General features: G+C 73.4%; 21 protein-coding genes. 9 read left to right on the forward strand and 12 right to left on the reverse strand.

Translation table 11 applies throughout. The features are described 5' to 3' along the window. Positions 1–62: 62 nt before the first annotated feature. Positions 63–515, reverse strand: a complete 453-nt coding sequence (locus tag FH610_RS01080) for a MarR family winged helix-turn-helix transcriptional regulator (protein ID WP_240808677.1) — start codon at positions 513–515, stop codon at positions 63–65. Here FH610_RS01080 and FH610_RS01085 point away from each other — a divergent pair, their 5' ends adjacent. The 3 genes from FH610_RS01085 to FH610_RS01095 all read left to right on the forward strand — a co-directional run bounded on the left by FH610_RS01085 (position 516) and on the right by FH610_RS01095 (position 4,107). Continuing rightward, a complete protein-coding gene (locus tag FH610_RS01085) occupies positions 516–1,622 on the forward strand; it encodes a substrate-binding domain-containing protein (protein ID WP_139572246.1) in 1,107 nt (368 codons plus the stop codon). It abuts the gene before it with no gap. Between the two features lie 80 nt (positions 1,623–1,702). Continuing rightward, positions 1,703–3,103 (forward strand): APC family permease, encoded by a 1,401-nt coding sequence (locus tag FH610_RS01090; RefSeq protein WP_139572247.1) that lies wholly within the window; start codon positions 1,703–1,705, stop codon positions 3,101–3,103. After that, complete coding sequence (locus tag FH610_RS01095) at positions 3,100–4,107, forward strand: acetamidase/formamidase family protein (RefSeq protein WP_139572248.1); 1,008 nt, start codon at positions 3,100–3,102, stop codon at positions 4,105–4,107. Before FH610_RS01090 ends, FH610_RS01095 begins: the two co-directional genes overlap by 4 nt. Positions 4,108–4,119: 12 nt before the next feature. Here FH610_RS01095 and FH610_RS01100 read toward each other — a convergent pair whose 3' ends face one another. Beyond that, complete coding sequence (locus tag FH610_RS01100; RefSeq protein WP_139572249.1) at positions 4,120–4,725, reverse strand: response regulator transcription factor; 606 nt, start codon at positions 4,723–4,725, stop codon at positions 4,120–4,122. Then, positions 4,722–5,918, reverse strand: a complete 1,197-nt coding sequence (locus tag FH610_RS01105; protein WP_205825443.1) for a sensor histidine kinase — start codon at positions 5,916–5,918, stop codon at positions 4,722–4,724. The genes FH610_RS01100 and FH610_RS01105 overlap by 4 nt, the downstream gene beginning before the upstream one ends. 240 nt (positions 5,919–6,158) lie before the next feature. Between FH610_RS01105 and polX the strand changes: the two genes are divergently transcribed. After that, positions 6,159–7,877: a DNA polymerase/3'-5' exonuclease PolX gene (gene polX / locus FH610_RS01110; RefSeq protein WP_139572250.1), complete on the forward strand. Its 1,719-nt coding sequence runs from the start codon at positions 6,159–6,161 to the stop codon at positions 7,875–7,877. A gap of 10 nt (positions 7,878–7,887) precedes the next feature. Next, the gene (locus FH610_RS01115; RefSeq protein WP_139572251.1) at positions 7,888–9,009 is read left to right on the forward strand and encodes a class I tRNA ligase family protein; all 1,122 of its coding nucleotides are present in this window, start codon (positions 7,888–7,890) and stop codon (positions 9,007–9,009) included. A 1-nt stretch (position 9,010) separates the two neighbouring features. Here FH610_RS01115 and FH610_RS01120 read toward each other — a convergent pair whose 3' ends face one another. Genes FH610_RS01120 through pobA form a run of 8 tightly spaced genes read right to left on the reverse strand, consistent with a single transcriptional unit; the run spans position 9,011 to position 15,956 of the window. After that, positions 9,011–10,369 (reverse strand): MBL fold metallo-hydrolase, encoded by a 1,359-nt coding sequence (locus FH610_RS01120; protein WP_139572252.1) that lies wholly within the window; start codon positions 10,367–10,369, stop codon positions 9,011–9,013. Continuing rightward, positions 10,366–11,286: a carbohydrate kinase family protein gene (locus tag FH610_RS01125; RefSeq protein WP_139572253.1), complete on the reverse strand. Its 921-nt coding sequence runs from the start codon at positions 11,284–11,286 to the stop codon at positions 10,366–10,368. Before FH610_RS01125 ends, FH610_RS01120 begins: the two co-directional genes overlap by 4 nt. Continuing rightward, a complete protein-coding gene (gene pcaC / locus FH610_RS45435; RefSeq protein ID WP_139572254.1) occupies positions 11,283–11,663 on the reverse strand; it encodes a 4-carboxymuconolactone decarboxylase in 381 nt (126 codons plus the stop codon). The genes FH610_RS01125 and pcaC overlap by 4 nt, the downstream gene beginning before the upstream one ends. Continuing rightward, positions 11,660–12,415: a 3-oxoadipate enol-lactonase gene (pcaD, locus tag FH610_RS01135; RefSeq protein ID WP_139572255.1), complete on the reverse strand. Its 756-nt coding sequence runs from the start codon at positions 12,413–12,415 to the stop codon at positions 11,660–11,662. Before pcaD ends, pcaC begins: the two co-directional genes overlap by 4 nt. Continuing rightward, positions 12,412–13,605, reverse strand: a complete 1,194-nt coding sequence (pcaB, locus tag FH610_RS01140; RefSeq protein WP_139572256.1) for a 3-carboxy-cis,cis-muconate cycloisomerase — start codon at positions 13,603–13,605, stop codon at positions 12,412–12,414. The genes pcaD and pcaB overlap by 4 nt, the downstream gene beginning before the upstream one ends. Beyond that, positions 13,595–14,104: a peptidase associated/transthyretin-like domain-containing protein gene (locus FH610_RS01145; protein WP_139572257.1), complete on the reverse strand. Its 510-nt coding sequence runs from the start codon at positions 14,102–14,104 to the stop codon at positions 13,595–13,597. Before FH610_RS01145 ends, pcaB begins: the two co-directional genes overlap by 11 nt. Next, positions 14,101–14,769 carry a protocatechuate 3,4-dioxygenase subunit beta gene (pcaH, locus tag FH610_RS01150; RefSeq protein ID WP_310739233.1) on the reverse strand — a complete coding sequence of 223 codons (669 nt, stop codon included), beginning with the start codon at positions 14,767–14,769 and terminating at the stop codon, positions 14,101–14,103. The genes FH610_RS01145 and pcaH overlap by 4 nt, the downstream gene beginning before the upstream one ends. Further along, positions 14,766–15,956: a 4-hydroxybenzoate 3-monooxygenase gene (gene pobA, locus FH610_RS01155; protein ID WP_139572258.1), complete on the reverse strand. Its 1,191-nt coding sequence runs from the start codon at positions 15,954–15,956 to the stop codon at positions 14,766–14,768. The genes pcaH and pobA overlap by 4 nt, the downstream gene beginning before the upstream one ends. Positions 15,957–16,025: 69 nt before the next feature. On the opposite strand from pobA, the gene FH610_RS01160 reads away from it, so the two are divergent. Continuing rightward, positions 16,026–16,790: an IclR family transcriptional regulator gene (locus FH610_RS01160; protein ID WP_139572259.1), complete on the forward strand. Its 765-nt coding sequence runs from the start codon at positions 16,026–16,028 to the stop codon at positions 16,788–16,790. Positions 16,791–16,814: 24 nt separating this feature from the next. On the opposite strand, the gene FH610_RS01165 is transcribed toward FH610_RS01160, so the two are convergent. Continuing rightward, positions 16,815–17,243: a cellulose binding domain-containing protein gene (locus FH610_RS01165; RefSeq protein ID WP_139572260.1), complete on the reverse strand. Its 429-nt coding sequence runs from the start codon at positions 17,241–17,243 to the stop codon at positions 16,815–16,817. 163 nt (positions 17,244–17,406) lie between these two features. On the opposite strand from FH610_RS01165, the gene FH610_RS01170 reads away from it, so the two are divergent. The 3 genes from FH610_RS01170 (at position 17,407) to FH610_RS01180 (ending at position 20,202) form a co-directional block, all read left to right on the forward strand. Further along, positions 17,407–18,210, forward strand: a complete 804-nt coding sequence (locus FH610_RS01170; protein WP_161627875.1) for an SAM-dependent methyltransferase — start codon at positions 17,407–17,409, stop codon at positions 18,208–18,210. Positions 18,211–18,313: 103 nt separating this feature from the next. Beyond that, a complete protein-coding gene (locus tag FH610_RS01175; protein ID WP_139572262.1) occupies positions 18,314–19,384 on the forward strand; it encodes a 4Fe-4S dicluster domain-containing protein in 1,071 nt (356 codons plus the stop codon). After that, positions 19,381–20,202 (forward strand): FAD/NAD(P)-binding protein, encoded by an 822-nt coding sequence (locus tag FH610_RS01180; protein WP_240808678.1) that lies wholly within the window; start codon positions 19,381–19,383, stop codon positions 20,200–20,202. Before FH610_RS01175 ends, FH610_RS01180 begins: the two co-directional genes overlap by 4 nt. Positions 20,203–20,213: the final 11 nt, after the last annotated feature.

The following is a 20,213-nucleotide window of genomic DNA, read 5'->3' on the forward strand; positions in this document are numbered from 1 at the left end:
CGGCCGGGCAAGACCGAAGCCCGCCGGGTTCGCCGGGGTGAACCTGAACCACCCGCCCGGGCTCAGTCCTCCAGGGAGGCCAGCAGTGACTCCAGGTCGCGCATCAGCCGCTCGGTGCGGGCCGGGCCGTACGCCGTGAGGATCGCCCGCTGGTGCTCGGCGATGCCCGCCTCCAGGCGGGCGAGCAGGTCGCGGCCCCGGTCGGCGAGGAAGACCGCGACCTTGCGGCGGTCGGCCGGGTCGTGCCCCCGGTAGACCACCGCGCGTTCCACCAGCCGGTCCACCGCCTTGGTCAGCGTGGGGTGGGGCATCAGCGCGGCCTCGGCCAGATCGCCCATCGAGTGCCCGCGCCCGTCCGCGAGCGCCTGCAGGATGCGCCACTGCTCGACGGTCACGTCCTCGGCGGCGAGCACGGCGGCCAGCCCCCGGTTGACACCGCGCTCGGCCCGGCTCAGCAGGTAGGCGAGTGACGACCCGAGGCCGGTCACCTGTTCGGTCAGGGGATACTCGTGCACGTGGCCGATCCTGTCACAGTCGTCATCGACTCTCTCGAGGCTCATCTGCTGCCCGCGGACACGCTCCGCGTCGCGCTGGTGGTGCCGGTCTCCGGCGTGCTCGGCCTGCTCGGGCCGGGGGCGATCAACTGTGCCGTGCTCGCCGCCCGGGAGGTCAACGCAGCCGGGGGAGTGCTGGGCAGGCCGGTCGAGCTCGTGCTCGTGGACGGGGGCCGCGGCCCGGCCGCGGTCGCCGGGGAGGTGCGGGGCCTGGTGCGCTCCGGGGCCGTCCAGGCGGTGGTCGGCACCCACGCCAGCGACGTGCGCGTCGCGGTCGAGCAGGCGCTGGGCGGCGCGGTCCCCTTCGTCTACACCCCGCCGTACGAGGGCGGCGCCCGCCGTCCGGGCGTCTACTACCTCGGCGAGCCCGCCTCGCTGCAGGTCGGCCCGGGAATCGACTGGCTGGTGGAGCGCCGGCGGGCCCGGCGCTGGTTCCTGCTGGGCAACGACTACGTCTGGCCTCGCCTGGTGCACGCCTCGGCCCGCGGGCACCTGCGTGCCCGGTCCGCGACGGTCGTGGGGGAGCGGCTCGTCCCGCCCGGGACGACCGCGATGGACCGGCTGCTGGAGCAGCTGGCCACCGTGCGGCCGGACGCCGTGCTGCTCACCCTCATCGGCAGCGACCTGATCGCGTTCAACCGGGCGTTCGCCGCGAGTGGCCTCGGCTGCGCGCGGCTGTGCGGCGCGCTGGAGGAGCACGGCCTGCTCGCCGCCGGGGGTGACACGACCGGTGGGCTCTACGCCGCGATGGGGTACTTCGGGGGCATCGCCACCGACGCCAACCTCGGTCTGGCCGAGCGGTACACGGCGATGTTCGGCCCGGAGGCGCCGCTGCTGAACGGGCACGGGCACGGCTGCTACGAGGGGGTGCTCATGCTGGCCGCCCTGGCGCGGCGCGCGGGCACACTGGCGGTGCCGGCCGTCGAGGCGGTCGCCGACGGCACGACGGTCGTGTCCGGGCGCGGCCCGCTCACGCTGACCGCGGGCCGGGTGCGCCAGCGGGTGTACCTCGCCCGGGCCGACGGGCTGGACTTCGAGGTCGTCGCGCCGCTGATGTACCCGATGTAAAACTTCCACCAGAAACCTTTTCGTTTTCAAGGAATGCCCCTATCGTACGGCTCTGCCCCCGTGCGTTTAGGAGCGGATCCATGTCCTCCCCACAGTCAGAGGCGCCCGGCGTCGAGCGCTTCGGTTATCAGCAGGAGCTGCGGCGCTCGCTCGGCTTCGCCGACCTGCTCATCTATGGTTTGATCTTCATGGTGCCGATCGCGCCGTTCGGCATCTTCGGCAGCGTCTTCCAGTCGTCCGGCGGGATGGTGGCGCTCGCCTACGTGATCGGCATGGTCGCGATGGCGTTCACCGCCCTGTCGTACGCCCAGATGGCCCGCGCGTTCCCGATGGCGGGCTCGGTCTACACGTACGCGGGCCGGGGCATCGCCGCCCCGGTCGGCTTCCTCGCGGGCTGGGTGATCCTGCTCGACTACGTCCTCGTCCCGGCCCTGCTCTACCTGGTGGCCAGCGCCGCCATGACGTCGTTCGTGCCCGGCGTGCCGATCTGGGTGTGGCTGATCGGCTTCATCGTGCTCAACACGGTGGTCAACTACCTCGGCATCGAGATGACCGCCCGGATGAACAAGATCATGTTGGTCGCCGAGCTGATCGTGCTGGCGATCTTCCTGATCGTCGGGATCGTGGCTCTGGCCCAGGGCAAGGGCCACGGCGCCGCGCTCAGCCCGCTGTTCGACTCCTCGACGTTCTCCTGGCCACTGGCGTTCGGCGCCGTGTCCGTGGCGGTGCTGTCGTTCCTCGGATTCGACGGCATCTCGATGCTCGCCGAGGAGAGCCGCGAGAGCACCCGCCGGCTCGGCCGCTCGATGGTCTTCGCCCTCGCCCTGGCCGGCGCGCTGTTCGTCGTGCAGACCTGGGTGGCGGCGCTGCTCGCCCCCAACCGCGCCGACCTGCTCACGAAGGGCGACCCCGCCGGCACCGCGTTCTACGACACCGCCGAGTACGCCGGAGGCCACTGGCTGAGCGTGCTGACCGCGGTCGCCACCGCCGTGGCATGGGGGTTCGCGAACTCCCTGGTCGCCCAGGCGGCCACCTCCCGCCTGCTGTTCGCGATGGCCCGCGACCGCCAGCTCCCGGCGTTCCTCGGCAAGGTGCACCCCAAGCACAAGGTGCCGGTCAACGCCACGTTCCTGGTGGCCGCGGTGTCCCTGGTCCTCGGCCTGTACATGAGCGCGCGCGACGACGGCATCACGCTGCTCGGCACGCTGGTCAACTTCGGCGCGATGACCGCGTTCCTCGCCCTGCACGTGTCGGTCGTCGTCCACTACGTGGTCCGCAACCGCAGCCGTGACTGGTGGCGGCATCTCGTGGCCCCCGCGATCGGCTTCCTGATCCTGCTCTACGTCGTGATCAACGCCAGCATCGCCGCCCAGGTGCTCGGCTTCGTCTGGCTGGCCATCGGCGTCGTGATCCTCGTCGGCTCCTACCTGATGGGCCGGCGCCCCACCCTGTCCGCCGTCACTCCGGAGGCCAACGAGTGAACGTCGTGTCCTACCGTCCCCGTCCCGACGACCTGTCGTACACCTTCGGCGGCCGCCCGGCCGTCGAGTCCGTCACCCCCGGCGCGGTGCTGGAGCTGTACACCGAGGACTGTTTCGGCGGCCGGGTGCGCGGCACCGGCGACCTGCCGTCGCAGGTCTGCGAGTTCCCCTATCTGAATCCGGTCACCGGCCCGTTCCACGTCGAGGGGGCCGAGCCCGGCGACACCCTGGCCCTCCACTTCGTCTCCATCGAGCCCGCCCGCGACTGGGCGGTCTCCACGACGTTCCCGCACTTCGGGGCGCTGACGAGCACGCACACCACCGCGACGCTGCAGCCTCCGCTGGAGGAGGCCGTGTGGATGTACGAGGTGGACGCCGAGCGGCGGACCGTGCGCTACCGGGCCCGGCGGGGCGACTTCGCCGTCGAGATGCCGCTCGACCCGATGCACGGGACCGTGGGCGTCGCCCCGGCCGCGGCCGAGGCGCGGATGACCATCACGCCGGACGCCCACGGCGGCAACATGGACACCCCCGAGCTGCGCGCCGGGGTCACGGTCTACCTGGGCGTCAACGTTCCCGGCGCGCTGTTCGCGATCGGCGACGGCCACTGCCGCCAAGGCCACGGCGAGGTCTGCGGCACCGCCGTCGAGGCGGCGATGAACACCGTCGTGGCCGTCGAGCTGATCAAGGGCGTCGTCACGCCGTGGCCCCGGCTCGAGGACGACCGCCACATCATGTCGACCGGCTCGGCCCGGCCGCTGGAGGACGCCTACCGCATCAGCCAGCACGACCTGGTCACCTGGACCGCCTCCCTCACCGGGCTCGACGAGCTTGACGCCTACCAGCTCGTCAGCCAGGGCGGGGAGGCCCCGGTCGGCAACGTCTGCGACACCAACTACACGATGGTGGCCAAGCTGCCGAAGGCGTACCTGGGCGACCCGGACGTGTACGACTCCGCGCACGCCCGCCTGCGCGCCCTCGGCGAGGAGTACCTCAGCCGTTGAGGAACGCGCCGCTCAGAGCCAGCCGTTGTGGCGGGCGACCCGGACGGCCTCCATGCGGTTGCGGGTGCCGGTCTTGGTGATGCACGCCGACAGGTGGTTGCGTACGGTGCTCTCCGACAGGTAGAGGCGCTGTGAGATGTCGGCGGCGGTGGAGCCGTCGGCGGCGGCGGCGAGCACGTCGCGCTCGCGCGGCGTCAGCGGGTTCGGCCCGGCGCTCAGGGCGGCCGTGGCCAGGGCGGGGTCGACCACGACCTCGCCCGCGAGCACGCGCCTGATCGCCTGGGCCAGCTCGCCCACGGGCCGGTCCTTGACCACGAAGCCCCGGGCGCCCGCGTCCAGCGCCCGGCGCAGATAACCGGGCCGTCCGAACGTCGTGACGATGACCACCACGCACTCCGGGAGGGCGGCCCGCAGGTCCGCGGTCGCGTCGAGCCCGCTGCCGCCGGGCATCTCGATGTCGAGCAGAGCCACGTCGGGCTTGGCCCGCAGCGCGGCGGGAACGATCTCGCCCGCCGTCGCGACCTGCGCGACGACCTCGAAGTCGTCCTCCAGGTCGAGCAGCACGGTGAGCGCGTCGCGCATCATCGTCTGGTCCTCGGCGATCAGCACGCGGGTCACAGGCCGTCCTCCCGGTCGTCGTCCACGCCCGCGTGCGGGATCTCGGCGGTGAGGACGAACCCGCGCGGCAGGCGGGCGGCGGTCAGCCGCCCGCCCGCGACGGCCAGGCGCTCGCGCAGTCCGCGCAGGCCGCTGCCGTCCTCCTCGCCCACAGCGCCGCCGGTCCCGTCGTCGCTGATCTCGACCAGCACCGGGTCGCGGTCGCGGCGCAGCGTGATGACGCAGCGCCGGGCGCCGGAATGCCGCACGACGTTCGTGACTCCCTCCCGGACGACCCAGCTCAGCAGCAGGTCGGTCTCCCGCGACAGCGCGGGCCCCGACTCCTTCACCACGCAGTCGACGCCGGCCGCGGCCAGGGCCGCCCTGGCGCTGTCCAGTTCGAAGGCGAGGCTCGCGTCCCGGTAACCGGTGACCGCCTCGCGCACCTCGGTCAGTGCCTGCCGCCCGATGGCCTCGATGTCCGCCGCGTGCCGCACGGCCGCGTCCGTGTCGCGCGGGGCCAGCCGCCGTACGGCCTCGGCCTTGACGACCACCATCGAGAGCGTGTGGCCGAGCAGGTCGTGCAGGTCGCGCGAGAAGCGCAGGCGCTCGGCCGAGACCGCGGCGACGGCCAGCTTCTCCCTGGTCCGGCCGAGTTCCTCGATCACCTCGGCCATCCTGCGGAAGCCGTACGTCGTGATCCCGGCGAGCAGGGTGGTCAGCGCCGCGCCCCACAGCGCCTCGCCGAACGAGCCCCCGTGGACCGGGATGATCGCGGCCAGCGCGGCCGTGACGGCGACGAGCGGGGGCGCGGCGCGGACCGGGAGCACGAGAGCCACGGCCACGGCGAGCAGGGAGAACAGCGTCTGCCACCCGTCCGTTCTGTAGGCCAGGGGCGCCGTGACCGTGACCGCCGCGAGCAGCGCGACGAACGCCACAGGCAGAGGCCGTACGTCCGGACGACCCCGGCGGGCGGTCAGCACGGCTCCCGCGAACGACACCCCCGCGGCGGCCACCAGGACGCAGGCGGGCCAGGCGGGATCCGCCGACGCCGCGACGGTGGCCGGCGCGATCAGCAGGAGGACGGTCAGCCCGAGCGCGGGGACGAGCAACCGGACCGGCAGCCGTGTGGGGAGCCGCGGCCGGAAACGGCCCGGCCGGGCAGCCCCGGGCTCGCACTCGTCCGCCCCCATCCGCGCCGCCGCCTCCGCCATGGCCGCCATTATGGTCGGCTTCCGGCCGGAGCGGGCAGGGTGGGATGTCGCCTTCCCGGCAGTACGAATGGCCCAGAGCTAGTGCGCCTCTCCGACCAGCATCAGGTGCTGGGCCCGCACCTTCAAGGACCCGTCGTCGCCCGCCCACGTGCAGGGTCTTCGGTCACACCGAACCGGGACCTCGGCACCTGGAGAGGGTCCCGGGGCGCGTCGCAACCTGGCGTGGGGGTGCGAGGTGAGATGAGACGCTGCAACGAGGAGGTCGCCGGGCTGCTGCAGGAGTACGCCGACCTGATCGCGATCACCGGGGGCGACGCGTTCAAGGTGCGGGTCTACGAGAAGGCGGCCCGGTCGGTCGGCGGGTACGGCCAGGAGATCGACGGCATGGACGTGACGGCCCTGCGGGCGATCCCGAACGTCGGCGCCTCGATCGCCGCGAAGATCGACGAATACCTGCGGACCGGGTCGATCCACCAGCTGGAGGAGCTGCGGACGAAGATCCCCGCCGGGGTGCGCCTGCTGACCACGATCCCCACGCTCGGGCCGAAGAAGGCCATGGTCCTGTATCACGAGCGGGGCGTCGACTCGATCGAGAAGCTGGAGGACGCCATCCGTGCCGGGGTCCTGGAGGGGCTGCACGGGTTCGGGGCGAAGACCGAGGAGAACCTGCTCCACGGCATCGAGGTGATGCGCAAGACCGGCAGCCGGGTGCACATCGGGATCGCGATGGCGGTCGCCGAGGAGGTCGTGCCCGCGCTCTCGGCCGTGCCGGGCTGCGAGCGGTGCGCGTACGCCGGGTCGCTGCGGCGGATGAAGGACACGATCGGCGACGTCGACGTCCTGGCCACGGCCGACGACTCGGCCGCTCTGATGGCGGCCTTCACCACGCTGCCGTACGTCACCGAGGTGATCGCGCACGGCGAGACGAAGAGCTCGGTCCGCACGGCCGCGGGGCTTCAGGTCGACCTGCGGGTGGTGCCGAGGGACTCTTGGGGGGCCGCGCTGCAGTACTTCACCGGGTCGAAGGCGCACAACATCCGCACCCGGGAGATCGCCGTGCACCGGAAGCTGAAGCTGTCGGAGTACGGCGTGTTCGACGTGGCGACCGGCGAGAAGATCACCTCGGCGGACGAGGCGGAGGTGTACGGCATGCTCGGCCTGCCGTGGATCGAGCCGACGCTGCGCGAGGACACCGGGGAGATCGAGGCCGCGCTGGGCGAGGGGCTGCCCCGGGTGGTGACCCTGGCCGACATCCGCGGCGACCTGCACACCCACACCGACCTGACCGACGGGCTCGCGCCGCTGGAGGAGATGGTCGAGGCGGCCGCGGCGCGCGGCTACGGCTACTACGCGGTGACCGACCACGCGCCCAACCTCTACATGCAGCGGATGACCGACGAGAAGGCGCTGGACCAGCGCGAGCGGCTGCGCCGCCTCGGCGCCGTGCACCCCGGCATGACGCTGCTGCACGGATGCGAGCTCAACATCGACCCGGAGGGCGAGGTCGACTGGCCGCCGGAGTTCCTGGCCGGGTTCGACCTGTGCGTGGCCTCGGTGCACTCGCACTTCACCCAGTCGCCGGAAGAGATGACCCGGCGGCTGATCCGGGCCTGCGAGAACCCGTACGTGAAGATCATCGGCCATCCGACGGCGCGGGTGATCGGCAGGCGGGAGCCGGTGGACGCCGACTGGCCGAGGGTGTTCGACGCCTGCGTCCGCACCGGGACGGCGCTCGAGATCGACTCCTTCCCCGACCGGCTCGACCTGCCCTCGGGCCTCGTCCGGCGGGCCGCCGACCGGGGCGTGCTGTTCTCGATCGACAGCGACGCGCACGCCGTGCCGCACCTCGACGTCATGCGATACGGCGTCGGCACCGCGCAGCGCGGCTGGCTCACCCCCGACCGGGTAGTCAACACGTGGCCACTGGATCGGCTGCGGGAGTTCCTCCGCCCGGGATGAAGGGGGTTACATGCTGACGATCGGCCGGCGGCCGCTGCCCGTGGTGGGCCGCGCCCGGATGTACGTGTGCGGGATCACGCCCTACGACACGACCCATCTCGGCCACGCCAGGACGTTCGTGTGGGCCGACGTGGCGGCGCGGGTGCTGCGGCACGCCGGCGTGCCCGTCGAGGTGTGCCGCAACGTCACCGACGTGGACGACGTGCTGACCTCGGCGGCGCGCCGGGCCGGCAGCCCCTACGACAGCTTCGCCGCCGTGCAGCAGTTCTACTTCGACCGGGACATGGCCGCGTTGCACGTGCACCCGGTGACGTACGAGCCGCGGGCGCACACCTATGTGCCGCAGGTCGTCGCGCTCGCCCGCGCCCTGCTGGAGCTGGGCCACGCGTACGAGCGGGACGGCGCGGTGTACTTCCGGGGCTCGGGCGTGCGCGAGCGGGCGGGGATCGACGCCGAGGAGGCGGCCCGCCTGCTGGCCGAGTTCGGAGACGACCCCGTTTCCGGCGGGGCCGACCCGCGCAGGGACGACCCGGCGGACGTCGCGATCTGGCGGCCGTCGGCGAAGGGAGAGCCGGGCTGGCCGAGCGAGTGGGGCGAGGGACGGCCGGGCTGGCACGCCGAGTGCGCCGCCATGGCGATGACGACGTACGGGCCGGCCCTCGACCTGCACGCGGGCGGCGCCGATCTGCGTTTCCCGCACCACGCCTACGAGGCCGCGATGGCCGAGGCGGTGACCGGGGTGCGGCCGTTCGCCCGCGCCTGGCTGCATGTGGGGGTGGTCCGCGTGGACGGCGCCAAGATGGCCAAGTCGGCGGGCAACCTCGTCTTCACCACCGACCTGCTGCGGCACCACCCGGTCGGCGCCGTGCGCCTGCTGCTGCTCGACCACCCGTGGGCGGCCGACTGGGACTACCACCCCGGCGGCCTGGAGGAGGCCGCGGCCCGGCTGGAGCGGTTGCACCGTGCTGCCTACCGAACCGCGGCCGGGCGGCCCGCGGCCTCGGCGGCGGGGGAGCGGGCGGCGGTGCGCGCGCTGCTGGACGACCTGGACGTCGCGACCGCCCTGGCGATCGCCGAGGAGGAGGGCGGGCAGGCCGCCCGCACGGTCATCGCGGTGCTCGCGCTGGGGTGATTCACGCGGCGGCGGCCCGGGCGTCGTACTCGTCGTGCACGGCCACCACGTCCCGCCCGGCGGCGGCCAGGATCGAGGCGGCGATGGACGCCCGGTAGCCGCTCGCGCAGTGCGTCCACACCTCGCCGCCGGGCACCTCGTCCAGCCGCGCGGGCAGCTCGTGCAGCGGGATGTGGATCGCGCCGGGGACGTGCGACTCGCGCCACTCCACCTCGCGGCGCACGTCGAGGACCACGATCGGGCGGCGGCGGCGCACGGCGGCCAGGTCGGCGAACGTCGCCGTCGGCATGGACGCGGGCTTGTCGTCGCCGGTCCATTCGGCGGGCCCTCCGGTGGCGGCCGCGGCCGGGCGGTCGATGCCGATCCGCGCCAGCTCGCGCTGGGCCCGCGCGATGTCCCCGGGCGTCTCGCCGAGCAGGGTCACGGGCGTTCGCGGTGTTCCCGACGAGCTCCAGGGAATCAGCCAGCCCAGATAGACGGCGAGGTTCCCGTCCAGCCCGAAGTTGAGCGTCCCCGCCAGGTAACCCTCCGCGAACGCCGTACGGGACCGCAGGTCCACCACCCACTCGCCCGCCCGGAGGCGGCGGCGCAGCTCGGCGGCGTCCGCGTGGCGCGGCGCGGACAGGTCGGGCGCGTCCGGCCCGGCCTGGTTGAGCGGGGCCATGTGGGCGTAGTACGCCGGGTAGACGTCCAGGCCCGCCAGCAGCGACTCCACGTACTCGTCCTCGCCCCGGGTCAGGACCGGGTTGACCCGCCGCTCCCTGCCGATCGTCGACTCGGTGACCTCCGACTGGGTGGCCGAGCAGAAGCTGCCGAACCCGTGGGTGGGGAAGACGCCGGTCTCGGCGGGAAGTTCGCGGGCCAGCCGGTGCGCCGAGGCGTACTGGGCGCGCACCAGCGTGCCGGTGTGCTCGGGGCCGAGCAGGTCGGGCCGCCCGGTCGTGCCGTGCAGCAGCGAGCCTCCGGTGAAGACGGCGGGCGGCCGGTCCGGGGACTCCAGCACGTACGACAGGTGGGTGAAGGTGTGGCCGGGGGTGGCGACGGCGCGCAGGCGCGTTCGCGGGCCGGCCTCGACCACGTCCCCGTCCTCGACCGGGCTCCGGTCGAACGCCACGGGGTCGGCCGCGTTGACGTGGTAGTCCGCGCCGGTGGCCGAGGCCAGGGCGGGCCCGCCGGTCACGTAGTCGTTGTGCACGTGGGTCTCGAAGACGTGGCGGATCTCGACACCGCGCCGCTCGGCCAGGCGGAGCACCCGGTCGATGTCCCGCTGCGGGTCCACCACGAAGGCGACCTCCCCGTCGGCGACGAGGTAGCTGCGGTCGCCCAGGGAGGGGGTCTCGACTGGGATGATTTCGATCATTCAGGTCCCTCCTCGGCTCGTGAGGCACCCGTACCCAGGGAGAAGGACTTCACCTCCTCCCGGGTCGGCGGGACCGCGCCGGCGCGGGTGCAGACGATCGCGGCCGCGGCGCAGCCGCGCCGCAGCGCCTCCGCCACGCGATCGGCGCTCAGACGGGCGCCGTCGAGCGCGTCGAGGTAGGCGGCGGTGAAGGTGTCGCCCGCGCCGACCGTGTCCACCACCTCGACCGCCGGGGCCGGGCAGGTGATCACCTCGTCGTCCAGCACCGCCGCGGCGCCGTCGCCGCCCCGGGTGACCACCACGAGACCCGGGCCCAGGCCGGCCCATCGCCGCGCCACGTCGAGGAAGGGCTCGCTCGGGTAGAGCCAGTCGAGGTCCTCGGCGCTCACCTTGACCAGGCGCGCGAGCCGTACGCACTCCTCGACGTGGGCCAGGGCGCGCGCCCGGTCGCCGATGAGGGACGGCCGGATGTTCGGGTCGTAGGACACCGTGATGCCCGCCTCGGCGGCGGCCCGCATCACGTCCCGCACGTGCGCGGCGCCCGGTCCTGCGAGCACGGCCAGGGAGCCGGTGTGCAGGCAGGTCACCCCGTCGAGCGCGACCGGGGCGCAGAAGCGCCAGTCGAAACGGAAGTCGTAGGAGGCCGAGCCGTCCGCGCCGACCCGGGCGAAGGCCAGGCCGGTCGCCGCCGCCGGGGCGAGGTCGCCGGTCCCGATCCCGTGGCGGGTCAGGTGGTCGCGCAGCAGGCAGCCGAAGAAGTCGTCCCCGGTCTCCCCGGCGAACCGTACGGGCCTGCCCAGCGCGGCCAGCGCCACCGCGACGTTGAGCGGGCTGCCGCCCGGCACGGCGGTGAAGGTCCACGATCCCGGCGTGCCGATCAGGTCGACCAGGCTCTCGCCGACCACGAGGAACGTCATGCGGCGTCCTCGCCCGGGTCCTCCGCCAGCACCCGCTGGGCGACGGCGAACGCGGCGTTGGCGGCGGGCACCCCGCAGTAGATCGCGGTCTGCAGCAGCACCTCCTTGATCTCGTCGATCGTGAGCCCGTTGCGCCGCGCGGCCCGCACGTGCATGGCCAGTTCCTCCAGATGCCCGCGCGCCACCAGGGCGGTGAGCGTGATGCAGCTGCGGGTGCGGCGGTCCAGCCCCGGCCGGGTCCAGATCTCCCCCCAGGCGTACCGGGTGATCAGGTCCTGGAAGTCCGCGGTGAACTCGGTGGTCCGCGCCTGCGCCCGGTCCACGTGCGCGTCGCCCAGCACCTCGCGGCGCACCCGCATGCCGTCCTCGTGGCTCATGCCGTCCTCCAGCGGGTGGTCAGATGCCGCGTGACCGCCTCGTTCACGACGTCCGGGCGTTCGGCGGTGGCCAGGTGGGCGGCCCCCGGCACGACCAGCAGCTCGGCGTCCGGGATGCCCCGGGCCAGGACCTCGGCGTCCGAGGGCGGGGTCGCCGGGTCCTCTGCTCCGGCGATCACCAGAGCGGGCGCGCGGACCTCGCCGAGCCGGTCGCGGACGTCGAAGACCGCCAGGGCCTCGCAGCACGAGGCGTACCCCTCGGGGTCGGCGTCGCGGAGCATGTCCAGGTAGCGCTCGGCGTCGGGGAAGCCCGCCGTGAACCACCGTCTCCTCGTCGCCTCGGTCAGGGGTTTCGTGCCCTCCGCGCGGACCAGAGCGGCACGTTCGCGCCAGCTCTCCGCCGTGCCGAAGCGGGCCGAGGTGCAGCACAGGGCCAGGCTCGCGACCCGGTCCTGCGCGCGCAGCGCCAGCGTGGTCCCGACGGCCCCGCCCAGCGACACCCCGCCGTACGCGACCGCGTCCAGGCCGTGCCGGTCGAGCAGGGCCAGCACCCCGGCGGCGAGGTCGTCCACCGTGAAGCCGGATGCGGACGGCGACCCGCCGTGGCCGGGCAGGTCGTAGCGGAGCACCCGCCAGGTGCGGGTGAGCGCGGGAAGCTGCGGCTCCCACAGGTCGAGCGTCGTGCCCAGCGAGGGCCCGAGCACGACGACCGGGGCGTCCGGCGGCCCGTCGAGACGATGGTGCAGGATCATGGTGCCTTTCCCTGGTGGTGCTGCAGAGCTCGGTCGACGAGGGCGGGCGCCGCCCCGATGCCCGGGTCCTCCCCATGCTCGGCCAGCACGGCGAGCAGATGATCGAGATTGTGCCGCATGCGCTCGGGGAACACTTCCAGCCCCTCGGCCAGCTCGGCGGCCGTCTCGGCCGCGCCGCCGGCCAGGCGCAGGCACTCGCGCAGCGGCTGCCACTCGGCGTGCCAGCTCCCCGCGGGCCGCTCGTGCTCGGCGACCCGCGAGGCGAGCAGGATCTGCGCGAGCGCGGGCGCCTGCAGCGCCGCCGACCTGATCATCGTGGCGAGCACCGGGTTGCGCTTGTGCGCCATCGCCGACGAGCCGCCCCGGCCTGGCGCGGCGGGCTCGGCGACCTCGCCCACCTCGCTCTGCGCCAGCAGGATCACGTCGGTGGCGAGCTTGCCCAGCGCGCCTGTCACGGCGGCGAGCGCGCAGGCCAGGTCGGTCACGGGCGTGCGCAGCGCGTGCCAGGGCAGCACCGGCTCGGCCAGCCCGGTCTCGGCCGCGAACAGCGGCAGCAGGTCGAGGGCCCGCTCGCCGTATCCGGCCATGGTGCCGGCCGCGCCGCCGAGCTGGACCGGCAGCCGCACCGCCGCCAGGCGGTCGCGCGCGTCCCGGCAGCCGGCCAGCCACCCGGCGGCCTTCAGCCCGAACGTGGTGGGCACCGCCTGCTGCCCGAGCGTGCGGCCCGCCATCGGGGTGTCCCGGTGCTCGCCGGCCAGCCGGGCCAGCGCGGCGAGCACCCGGTCGAGGTCGTGCAGGATCGTCTCGCGGGCCCGCGCGGCCACCAGCATCGCCGCCGTGTCGAGGATGTCCTGACTGGTGGCGCCGTGATGCACCCAGGATCCCGCCTCGCCTGCGGCGGCCCGCAGATCCTCGACCAGCGGCACGACGGGGTTGCCCGCGTCCCTGGCGCGGCGGGCGAGGCCGGCGGCGTCGTAGCGGTCCTCCCCCCTCAAGGCCCCGGCCGCCTCGGCGATCGCGGCGGCGGCCCGCTCAGGGACGACGCCGAGGCGGGCCTGCGCCCGCGCGAGGCAGACCTCCGCCTCCAGCATCGCCCGCAGCCAGGCGTCGTCGGCCGTGACCGCCGCCACCTCCGTGCCCGCCCACACGGGGGACAACAGCCCGCGATCAGCACCTCCGTCAGAACTCAAGGAAGACCGTCTCCTGCTCGCCCTGCAGCCGTACGTCGAACCGGTAGACGTCCTGCCCCTCGGCGTGGGCGAGCAACGTGGCGCGGCGGGCCGGGTCGAGGGAGTCGAGCAGCGGGTCGGGCGTGTCGGCGAGGTAGACGCGGGTCCGGACCGGCTTGAGCAGGCCCCGCGCGAAGACCAGCAGCGCGGCGTAGGGCCGGGACGGCGGCGCGAGCCGGAACCGGTAGGAGCCGTCGGGCGCGGTGCCGCATCGCCCGAAGCCGGAGACCCCAGTGCCCCCGGAGATCCCGGTCCCGCCGCGGCCCAGGGCGCCCCGATCGCCGGGTTCCCCGGTCCACAGCTCCAGCAGGGCGTCGGGCACCGGCTCGCCGGCCCCGTCGAACACCCGGCCGGTGATCGTCACGGCTCCCGGATGGCCCTCGGGGACGAGCTCCCAGTCGGCCGCGTACGGCAGGGCGAACCCGAAGAACGGGCCGACGGTCTGCGAAGGGGTGGTCACGCGTCCTCCATCGGGGTACGGCCGAGCACCACGTCCCACCGGTAGCCGAGCGCCCACTCCGGCTCGGTGATCTCCAGGTCGAACGTGGAGACGAGCCGCTCGCGGGCGGCCGGATCGGGGATGGACCGGAAGATCGGGTCGAAGGCGAACAGCGGGTCGCCGGGGAAGTACATCTGCGTCACCAGGCGCTGGGTGAACGCCGTGCCGAAGATCGAGAAGTGGATGTGCGCGGGCCGCCAGGCGTTCGGGTGGTTGCGCCAGGGATATGCCCCCGGCTTGATCGTCACGAACCGGTAGCGGCCCTCGTCGTCGGTCAGGCACCGGCCCGCGCCGGTGAAGTTGGGGTCGAGCGGCGCCGGGTGCTGGTCGCGCTGGTGGGCGTACCGGCCGGCGGAGTTCGCCTGCCAGATCTCCACCAGCGTGTCCGGCACCGGCCGGCCCGACGCGTCGAGGATCCGCCCGGTGACGATGATGCGCTCGCCGAGCGGCTCGCCCGCGTGGCCGGCGGTCAGGTCGGCGTCGAGCGGGTCCACCTCGTCGCGGCCGAAGACCGGGCCGGTCAGCTCGGCGGCCTCCGGATCCTCCTTCATCTCCAACGGCGGCCGGGACGGCGCCCGCAGGACCGTGCTGGCGTAGTCCGGGTGCAGGTAGGGCGGGTGCGTCACGATGTCTCCTCCTGGTAGGGCAGGCCCACGTAGTTCTCCGCCAGCGTCGTCCCTGCCGCCTCCGAGGACGTCACGTAGTCGAGGTAGGAGGTCTGCAGCCGCCGGGCGTAGGCGTCGTCGGACTCGAAGGTGTGCAGCAGCGTCGTCATCCACCACGAGAAGTGCTGGGCCCGCCACACCCGGGGCAGGCAGGCCCGCGAGTAGCCGTCCAGCGCCTCCGTCGAGCCGTCGGCGAACAAGCGCGCCAGCGCCTCGGTCAGCACCCGCACGTCGGCCACCGCCAGGTTGAGCCCCTTCGCGCCGGTCGGCGGCACGATGTGGGCCGCGTCCCCGGCCAGGAACAGCCTGCCGTACTGCATGGGCTCGGCCACGAAGCCGCGCATCGGCGTGATCCCTCTTTCGACGATGTCGCCGGTCGCGAGGGTGAAGCCGGGCACGGTCTCCAGCCGGGCCCGCAGCTCGGCCCAGATCCGCTCGTCGGGCCAGGCGGCGAGATCCTCGTCGGGCGCCACCTGGAGGTAGAACCGGCTGATCTCCGGGGAGCGCATGCTGTGCAGCGCGAAGCCGCGCTCGGTCCGCGCGTAGATCAGCTCTTCCGACGACGGCTTCACTTTCGCGAGGATGCCGAGCCAGGCGAAGGGGTAGTCGCGGCGATACTCGGTCAGCACGCCCTCGGGAATCGAGGGCCGGGACACGCCGTGGAAGCCGTCGCACCCCGCGATCACGTCGCAGTCCAGCCGCCCCTCCGTGCCGTCCGCCTCGGTGAAGGTGAGGTACGGCCGGTCGGTCGCCGCGTCGTGCACCGCCACGTCGTTCACCTCGAAGCGGACGTCGCCCCCGGCCGCCAGCCGTGCCGCGATCAGGTCCTTGACGACCTCCTGCTGGCCGTACACGGTTATGCAGCGGCCGGGCACCAGTCGCTCGAAGGCGATGCGGTGGCCCGCTCCGCCGTACCGCAGCTCGATGCCGTGGTGCGGCAGGCCCTCCCGCTGCATTCGCTCGCCCACGCCCGCCTCGACGAGTGTGTCCACCGTGCCCTGTTCGAGCACCCCCGCCCGCACCCGCCGCTCTACGTACTCCCTGCTGCGGCGTTCGAGCACCACGGACTCGATCCCGCGCAGATGGAGCAGATGGGAGAGCAGCAGGCCGGCCGGTCCGGCCCCGATGATCCCGACCTGAGTTCGCATGGGTCAAGCATCGGGAGCATCCGCCGTCCCGCGTAGGCTTTGCTTCTACTGAGTGGAAGAAGGGGTCACATGGCCGGCGGCGCACGCGACCTGGGGCGTTCCGTGACCTCCCGGGTGCTGGACATCCTCGGCGCCTTCGACGCCCACCACTCGCGGCTCACGCTCACGGAGATCGCCGGACGGACCGGCATGGCGCTGAGCACCGTCCACCGGCTCGTCGCGGAGCTGGAGGAGTGGCGCGCCCTGCGCCGCGGCGCCGACGGGCGCTACCAGATCGGCCGCCGCCTGTGGGAGCTGGGACAGCTCGCCCCCGACCCGCTGCAGGAGGTGGCGCACCCCTGGCTGCAGGAGCTGTTCGGCGGCACCGGGGAGAACGTCCACCTGGCGGTGCGCGACGGGGTCGAGGTGCTCTACGTGGACAAGGTGTACGGCAAGCGGGCCGTGCCGATCGTGTCGCGGACCGGCTCGCGCCTGCCCATGCACCCGACCGGCGTCGGAAAGGCGCTGCTGGCCTTCGAGCCGGGCTGGTTCGTCGGCTCCTATCTGTCCCGGCCGCTGGAGCGGCCGACCCCGCACACCATCACCGAGCCGGGCCGGCTGGCCCGCGAGCTGGCCCAGGTGCGCGCCCAGGGGTACGCGACGACGCACGAGGAGATGACGCTCGGCTCCTGCTCGGCGGCCGCGCCGGTGCTGGTCGGGGACCGGCCCGTCGCGGCCGTCGGCATCGTCGTCTCCTCCAGGCGGGTGCGCGAGCTGCCCCGCCTGGTCGATCCGCTGCTGGCCGTCGCGGCCCGCATCGCCGGCGACTACCGGGCCGCCGTCGCCCGGGCGTGACGGGTCGCCGGTTACAGTCGCCGGCTACAGGGGTGTGCAGGTCAGGCCGGTCACCCCGAACACGCCGTTCGTCGAGCTGCCGACCGCGGTGATCGTGACGGCGCCTCCCGGATTGACGGTGCCGTTCCAGGACACGTTGCCGGCGGTGACGCTCTGCCCGGTCTGGGTCCACTTGGTGGTCAGCAGCGAGAAGAGCTTCTCGTCGCCGGTGAACGTCCAGGAGATCCGCCAGCCGGTGAAGGCGGTCGTGCCGGTGTTGACCACGCGTCCGGGCACCGTGAACCCCGTCACGTAGTGCGAGCCGGTGTCGAAGACGACCGCGCAGGACGCCGAGGCCGCGTTCGCGGGCGCGGCGATCGCCGCGGTGCCGGCCAGCGCGGCCGCGGCGATCACGATGGCCCGCCCGCGTCTGAAACCGGTTTCATACCTGCCCGAAAAAAAGAGCCGTGCCATTCCCTCTCCTCTGCCGATTCGGTGAACGTCGCCTCAGGAATGTCACCATGGCCGCGGACGGATGTCATGGGCCCGGGCCGGGCGCGGTCCGTAGTCCCGGCATGTGGGTGAAAGTTTCATGCCCCTAAGATCGTTCACGAAAAGGGAGACGAGAGGATCGCGCGTGAGCCGGGACGAGGAAGCGCTGAAGGCCATCGACTTCTCCACGCCGAGTGTGGCGCGGATCTACGACTGGTGGCTGGGCGGCAAGGACAACTTCGCGGTCGACAGGGCCGCCGCCGAGAAACTGCTCGAACTGGTCGGCTCCGACGGCCGCCTGGTGATCAGGCAGAACCGGGAGTTCCTCGGCCGCGCCGTCCGCTTCCTCAGCGAGTCGGGCATCCGGCAGTTCCTCGACCTCGGCACCGGTATCCCCACGCAGGGCAACGTCCACGAGGTCGCCCACGAGGTCGATCCCGAGGCGACCGTCGTCTACGTCGACAACGACCCCATCGTCGCCGCGCACGGCCGGGCGCTGCTCACCGGCGGCGGCCGTACGGGCGTGGTGCACGCCGACATGCGCGACCCGGACACGATCGTCGAAAGCCCGATCACCAAGGAGCTGATCGACTTCAGCAAGCCGGTGGCCGTGCTGTTCGTCGCCGTGCTGCACTTCGTGGACGACGACGCCGCCGAGCGCGTGGTCTCCTACTTCCGCGAGCGCATGGCCCCCGGCAGCTACCTCGTCATCTCCCACGGCACCCAGGGCCGCCTGAGCGAGGACACGATCACCGAGACCCGAGCGGTGTACGAGAAGTCCACGGCCGCGCTGCGCGACCGCACGCCCGAGCACATCGCCCGGTTCTTCACGGGATTCGAGCTGGTCGAGCCGGGGCTGGTCGACGTGGCCGACTGGCGCAACGACAGCGACTTCATCGAGCACAGCAAGGGCGGCTACGTCCTCGGCGGCGTCGGCCGGCTCCGCTGAGTTTTCCCCTGAATCCTCCCCTGTGGGACTTTCGTCCCTGCTGATCGGCCCGCGGGCGGCCGTACTGTAAGCGGGGAGGGGCGAACGGGCGGAGGGGGACGCCGTGGACGCCGTTGTGATCGATTCTCTCGAACCCCTGGTCGACGAGCTGCGGTCCCGGGGTTACGCCGTCGTGGGCCCGGTGGTGCGCGAGCGCGTCATCCGCTTCGAGGAGATCGCGTCGGCCGACCGGCTCGCCAGGGGCTGGACCGACGTCCAGGAGCCCGGGCGCTACCGCCTGGCCGAAGGCGCCGGCGAGATGGTCTTCTCCTTCGCGGCGAGCCCCGACTCCGCCAAGAGCTACACCCAGCCGCCCCGGCAGACGCTGTTCCGGATGCGCGGCGAACAGATCGAGGAGGCGGAGGAGGACGCCCCGCGGGTCGCCCTGCTCGGCGTGCGGGCCTGCGACCTGGCCGCGATCGCCGTGCAGGACCGGGTCTTCCTCGGTGGCAGGCACCCCGATCCGGCCTACCTGCGGCGGCGGCGGGCCCTGCTGCTGGTCGCGGTCAACTGCGCCGTGCCCGGCGGTACGTGCTTCTGCGTCTCCATGCACACAGGCCCCCGGGCCACCACCGGCTTCGACCTCGCCCTCACCGAGCTGGCCGCGCCGCATCGGTTCGTGGTGGAGACCGGCAGCGAGAGGGGCGAGCAGATCGTCGCGGCGCTGCCGCGCCGGCCCGCCTCGGCCGAAGACCTGGCGGCCTCCGCCGAGGTGTCCCGCGACGCAGCCGAGCACATGGGCCGCCACGTGGAGACCGAGGGCATCCAGGAACGGCTGTCGGCGCACGACTCGCCGCGCTGGACGCAGGTCGGCGCGCGCTGCCTCACCTGCACCAACTGCACGATGGTCTGCCCCACCTGCTTCTGCACCACGGTCGAGGACGCCACGTCGTTCACCGACGGCACGGCCGAGCGGATCGAGCGCTGGGACTCCTGCTTCACGCTGGACTTCTCCGAGGTCAACGGGACACCCGTGCGCGGCTCGAACGCCGGCCGCTACCGTCAGTGGCTCACCCACAAGTTCTCGACCTGGATCGACCAGTTCGGCATGTCCGGCTGCGTCGGCTGCGGGCGCTGCATCACCTGGTGTCCCGTCGGCATCGACGTCACCGAGGAGCTGGCGAACCTGCCATGATCGGGGGCCCGCACCCGATGACGCCGGCGCTCTACCGCGTGCGGTCCCGCCGTCCCGACCGGGTCGACACCGTGACCCTCACGCTGGAGCCGCTGCGCGGAGAGTGCCCGCCGTTCCACCCCGGCCAGTTCACCATGCTGTACGCCCCCGGCGTGGGGGAGATCGCGGTCTCGATCAGCGGGCGGGCCCGCTCCGGCGGTTACACGCAGACGATCAGGGCCGTGGGCGCGGTGAGCGCCGCCCTGTGCGGCAAGCGGCCCGGCGACGTCGTCGGCGTGCGCGGGCCGTACGGCCAGGGCTGGGGGTTGCGCGCGGCGGCGGGCCTCGACGTGGTGGTGGCCGCGGGCGGGCTGGGCCTGGCCCCGCTGCGGCCGCTCGTGCGGGCGCTGCTGGGGGACCGGTGCGGCCGGATCAGTGTGATCGTCGGCAGCCGGGCTCCCGACTTGCTCCTGTATCCGGGGGACCTGGCCCGCTGGACCCGGCAGGGCGCCGACGTCAGGGTGATCGTGGACCACCCCGACCACGCCTGGCGCGGGCCGGTCGGGCTGGTCACCCGGCTGATCGACCGGATCGTCTTCGAGCCGCGCCGCACGTACGCCTTCGTGTGCGGGCCCGAGGCCATGATGCGGGACACGGCGGCGGAGCTGGTACGGCGCGGCGTCGCCCCCGGCCGGGTGGAGCTGTCGCTGGAGCGGAACATGAAGTGCGCGGTGGCCCGCTGCGGCCACTGCCAGTTCGGCCCGCTGTTCGTCTGCGAGGACGGGCCGGTGCTGCGGTACGACCGCGTGGCGCCGATGCTCGCCGTCCCGGAGCTGTGAGGGGGGGCGCG

Source organism: Microbispora catharanthi (genome assembly GCF_006334915.2).
GTDB classification, from domain to species: Bacteria; Actinomycetota; Actinomycetes; order Streptosporangiales; family Streptosporangiaceae; genus Microbispora; species Microbispora catharanthi.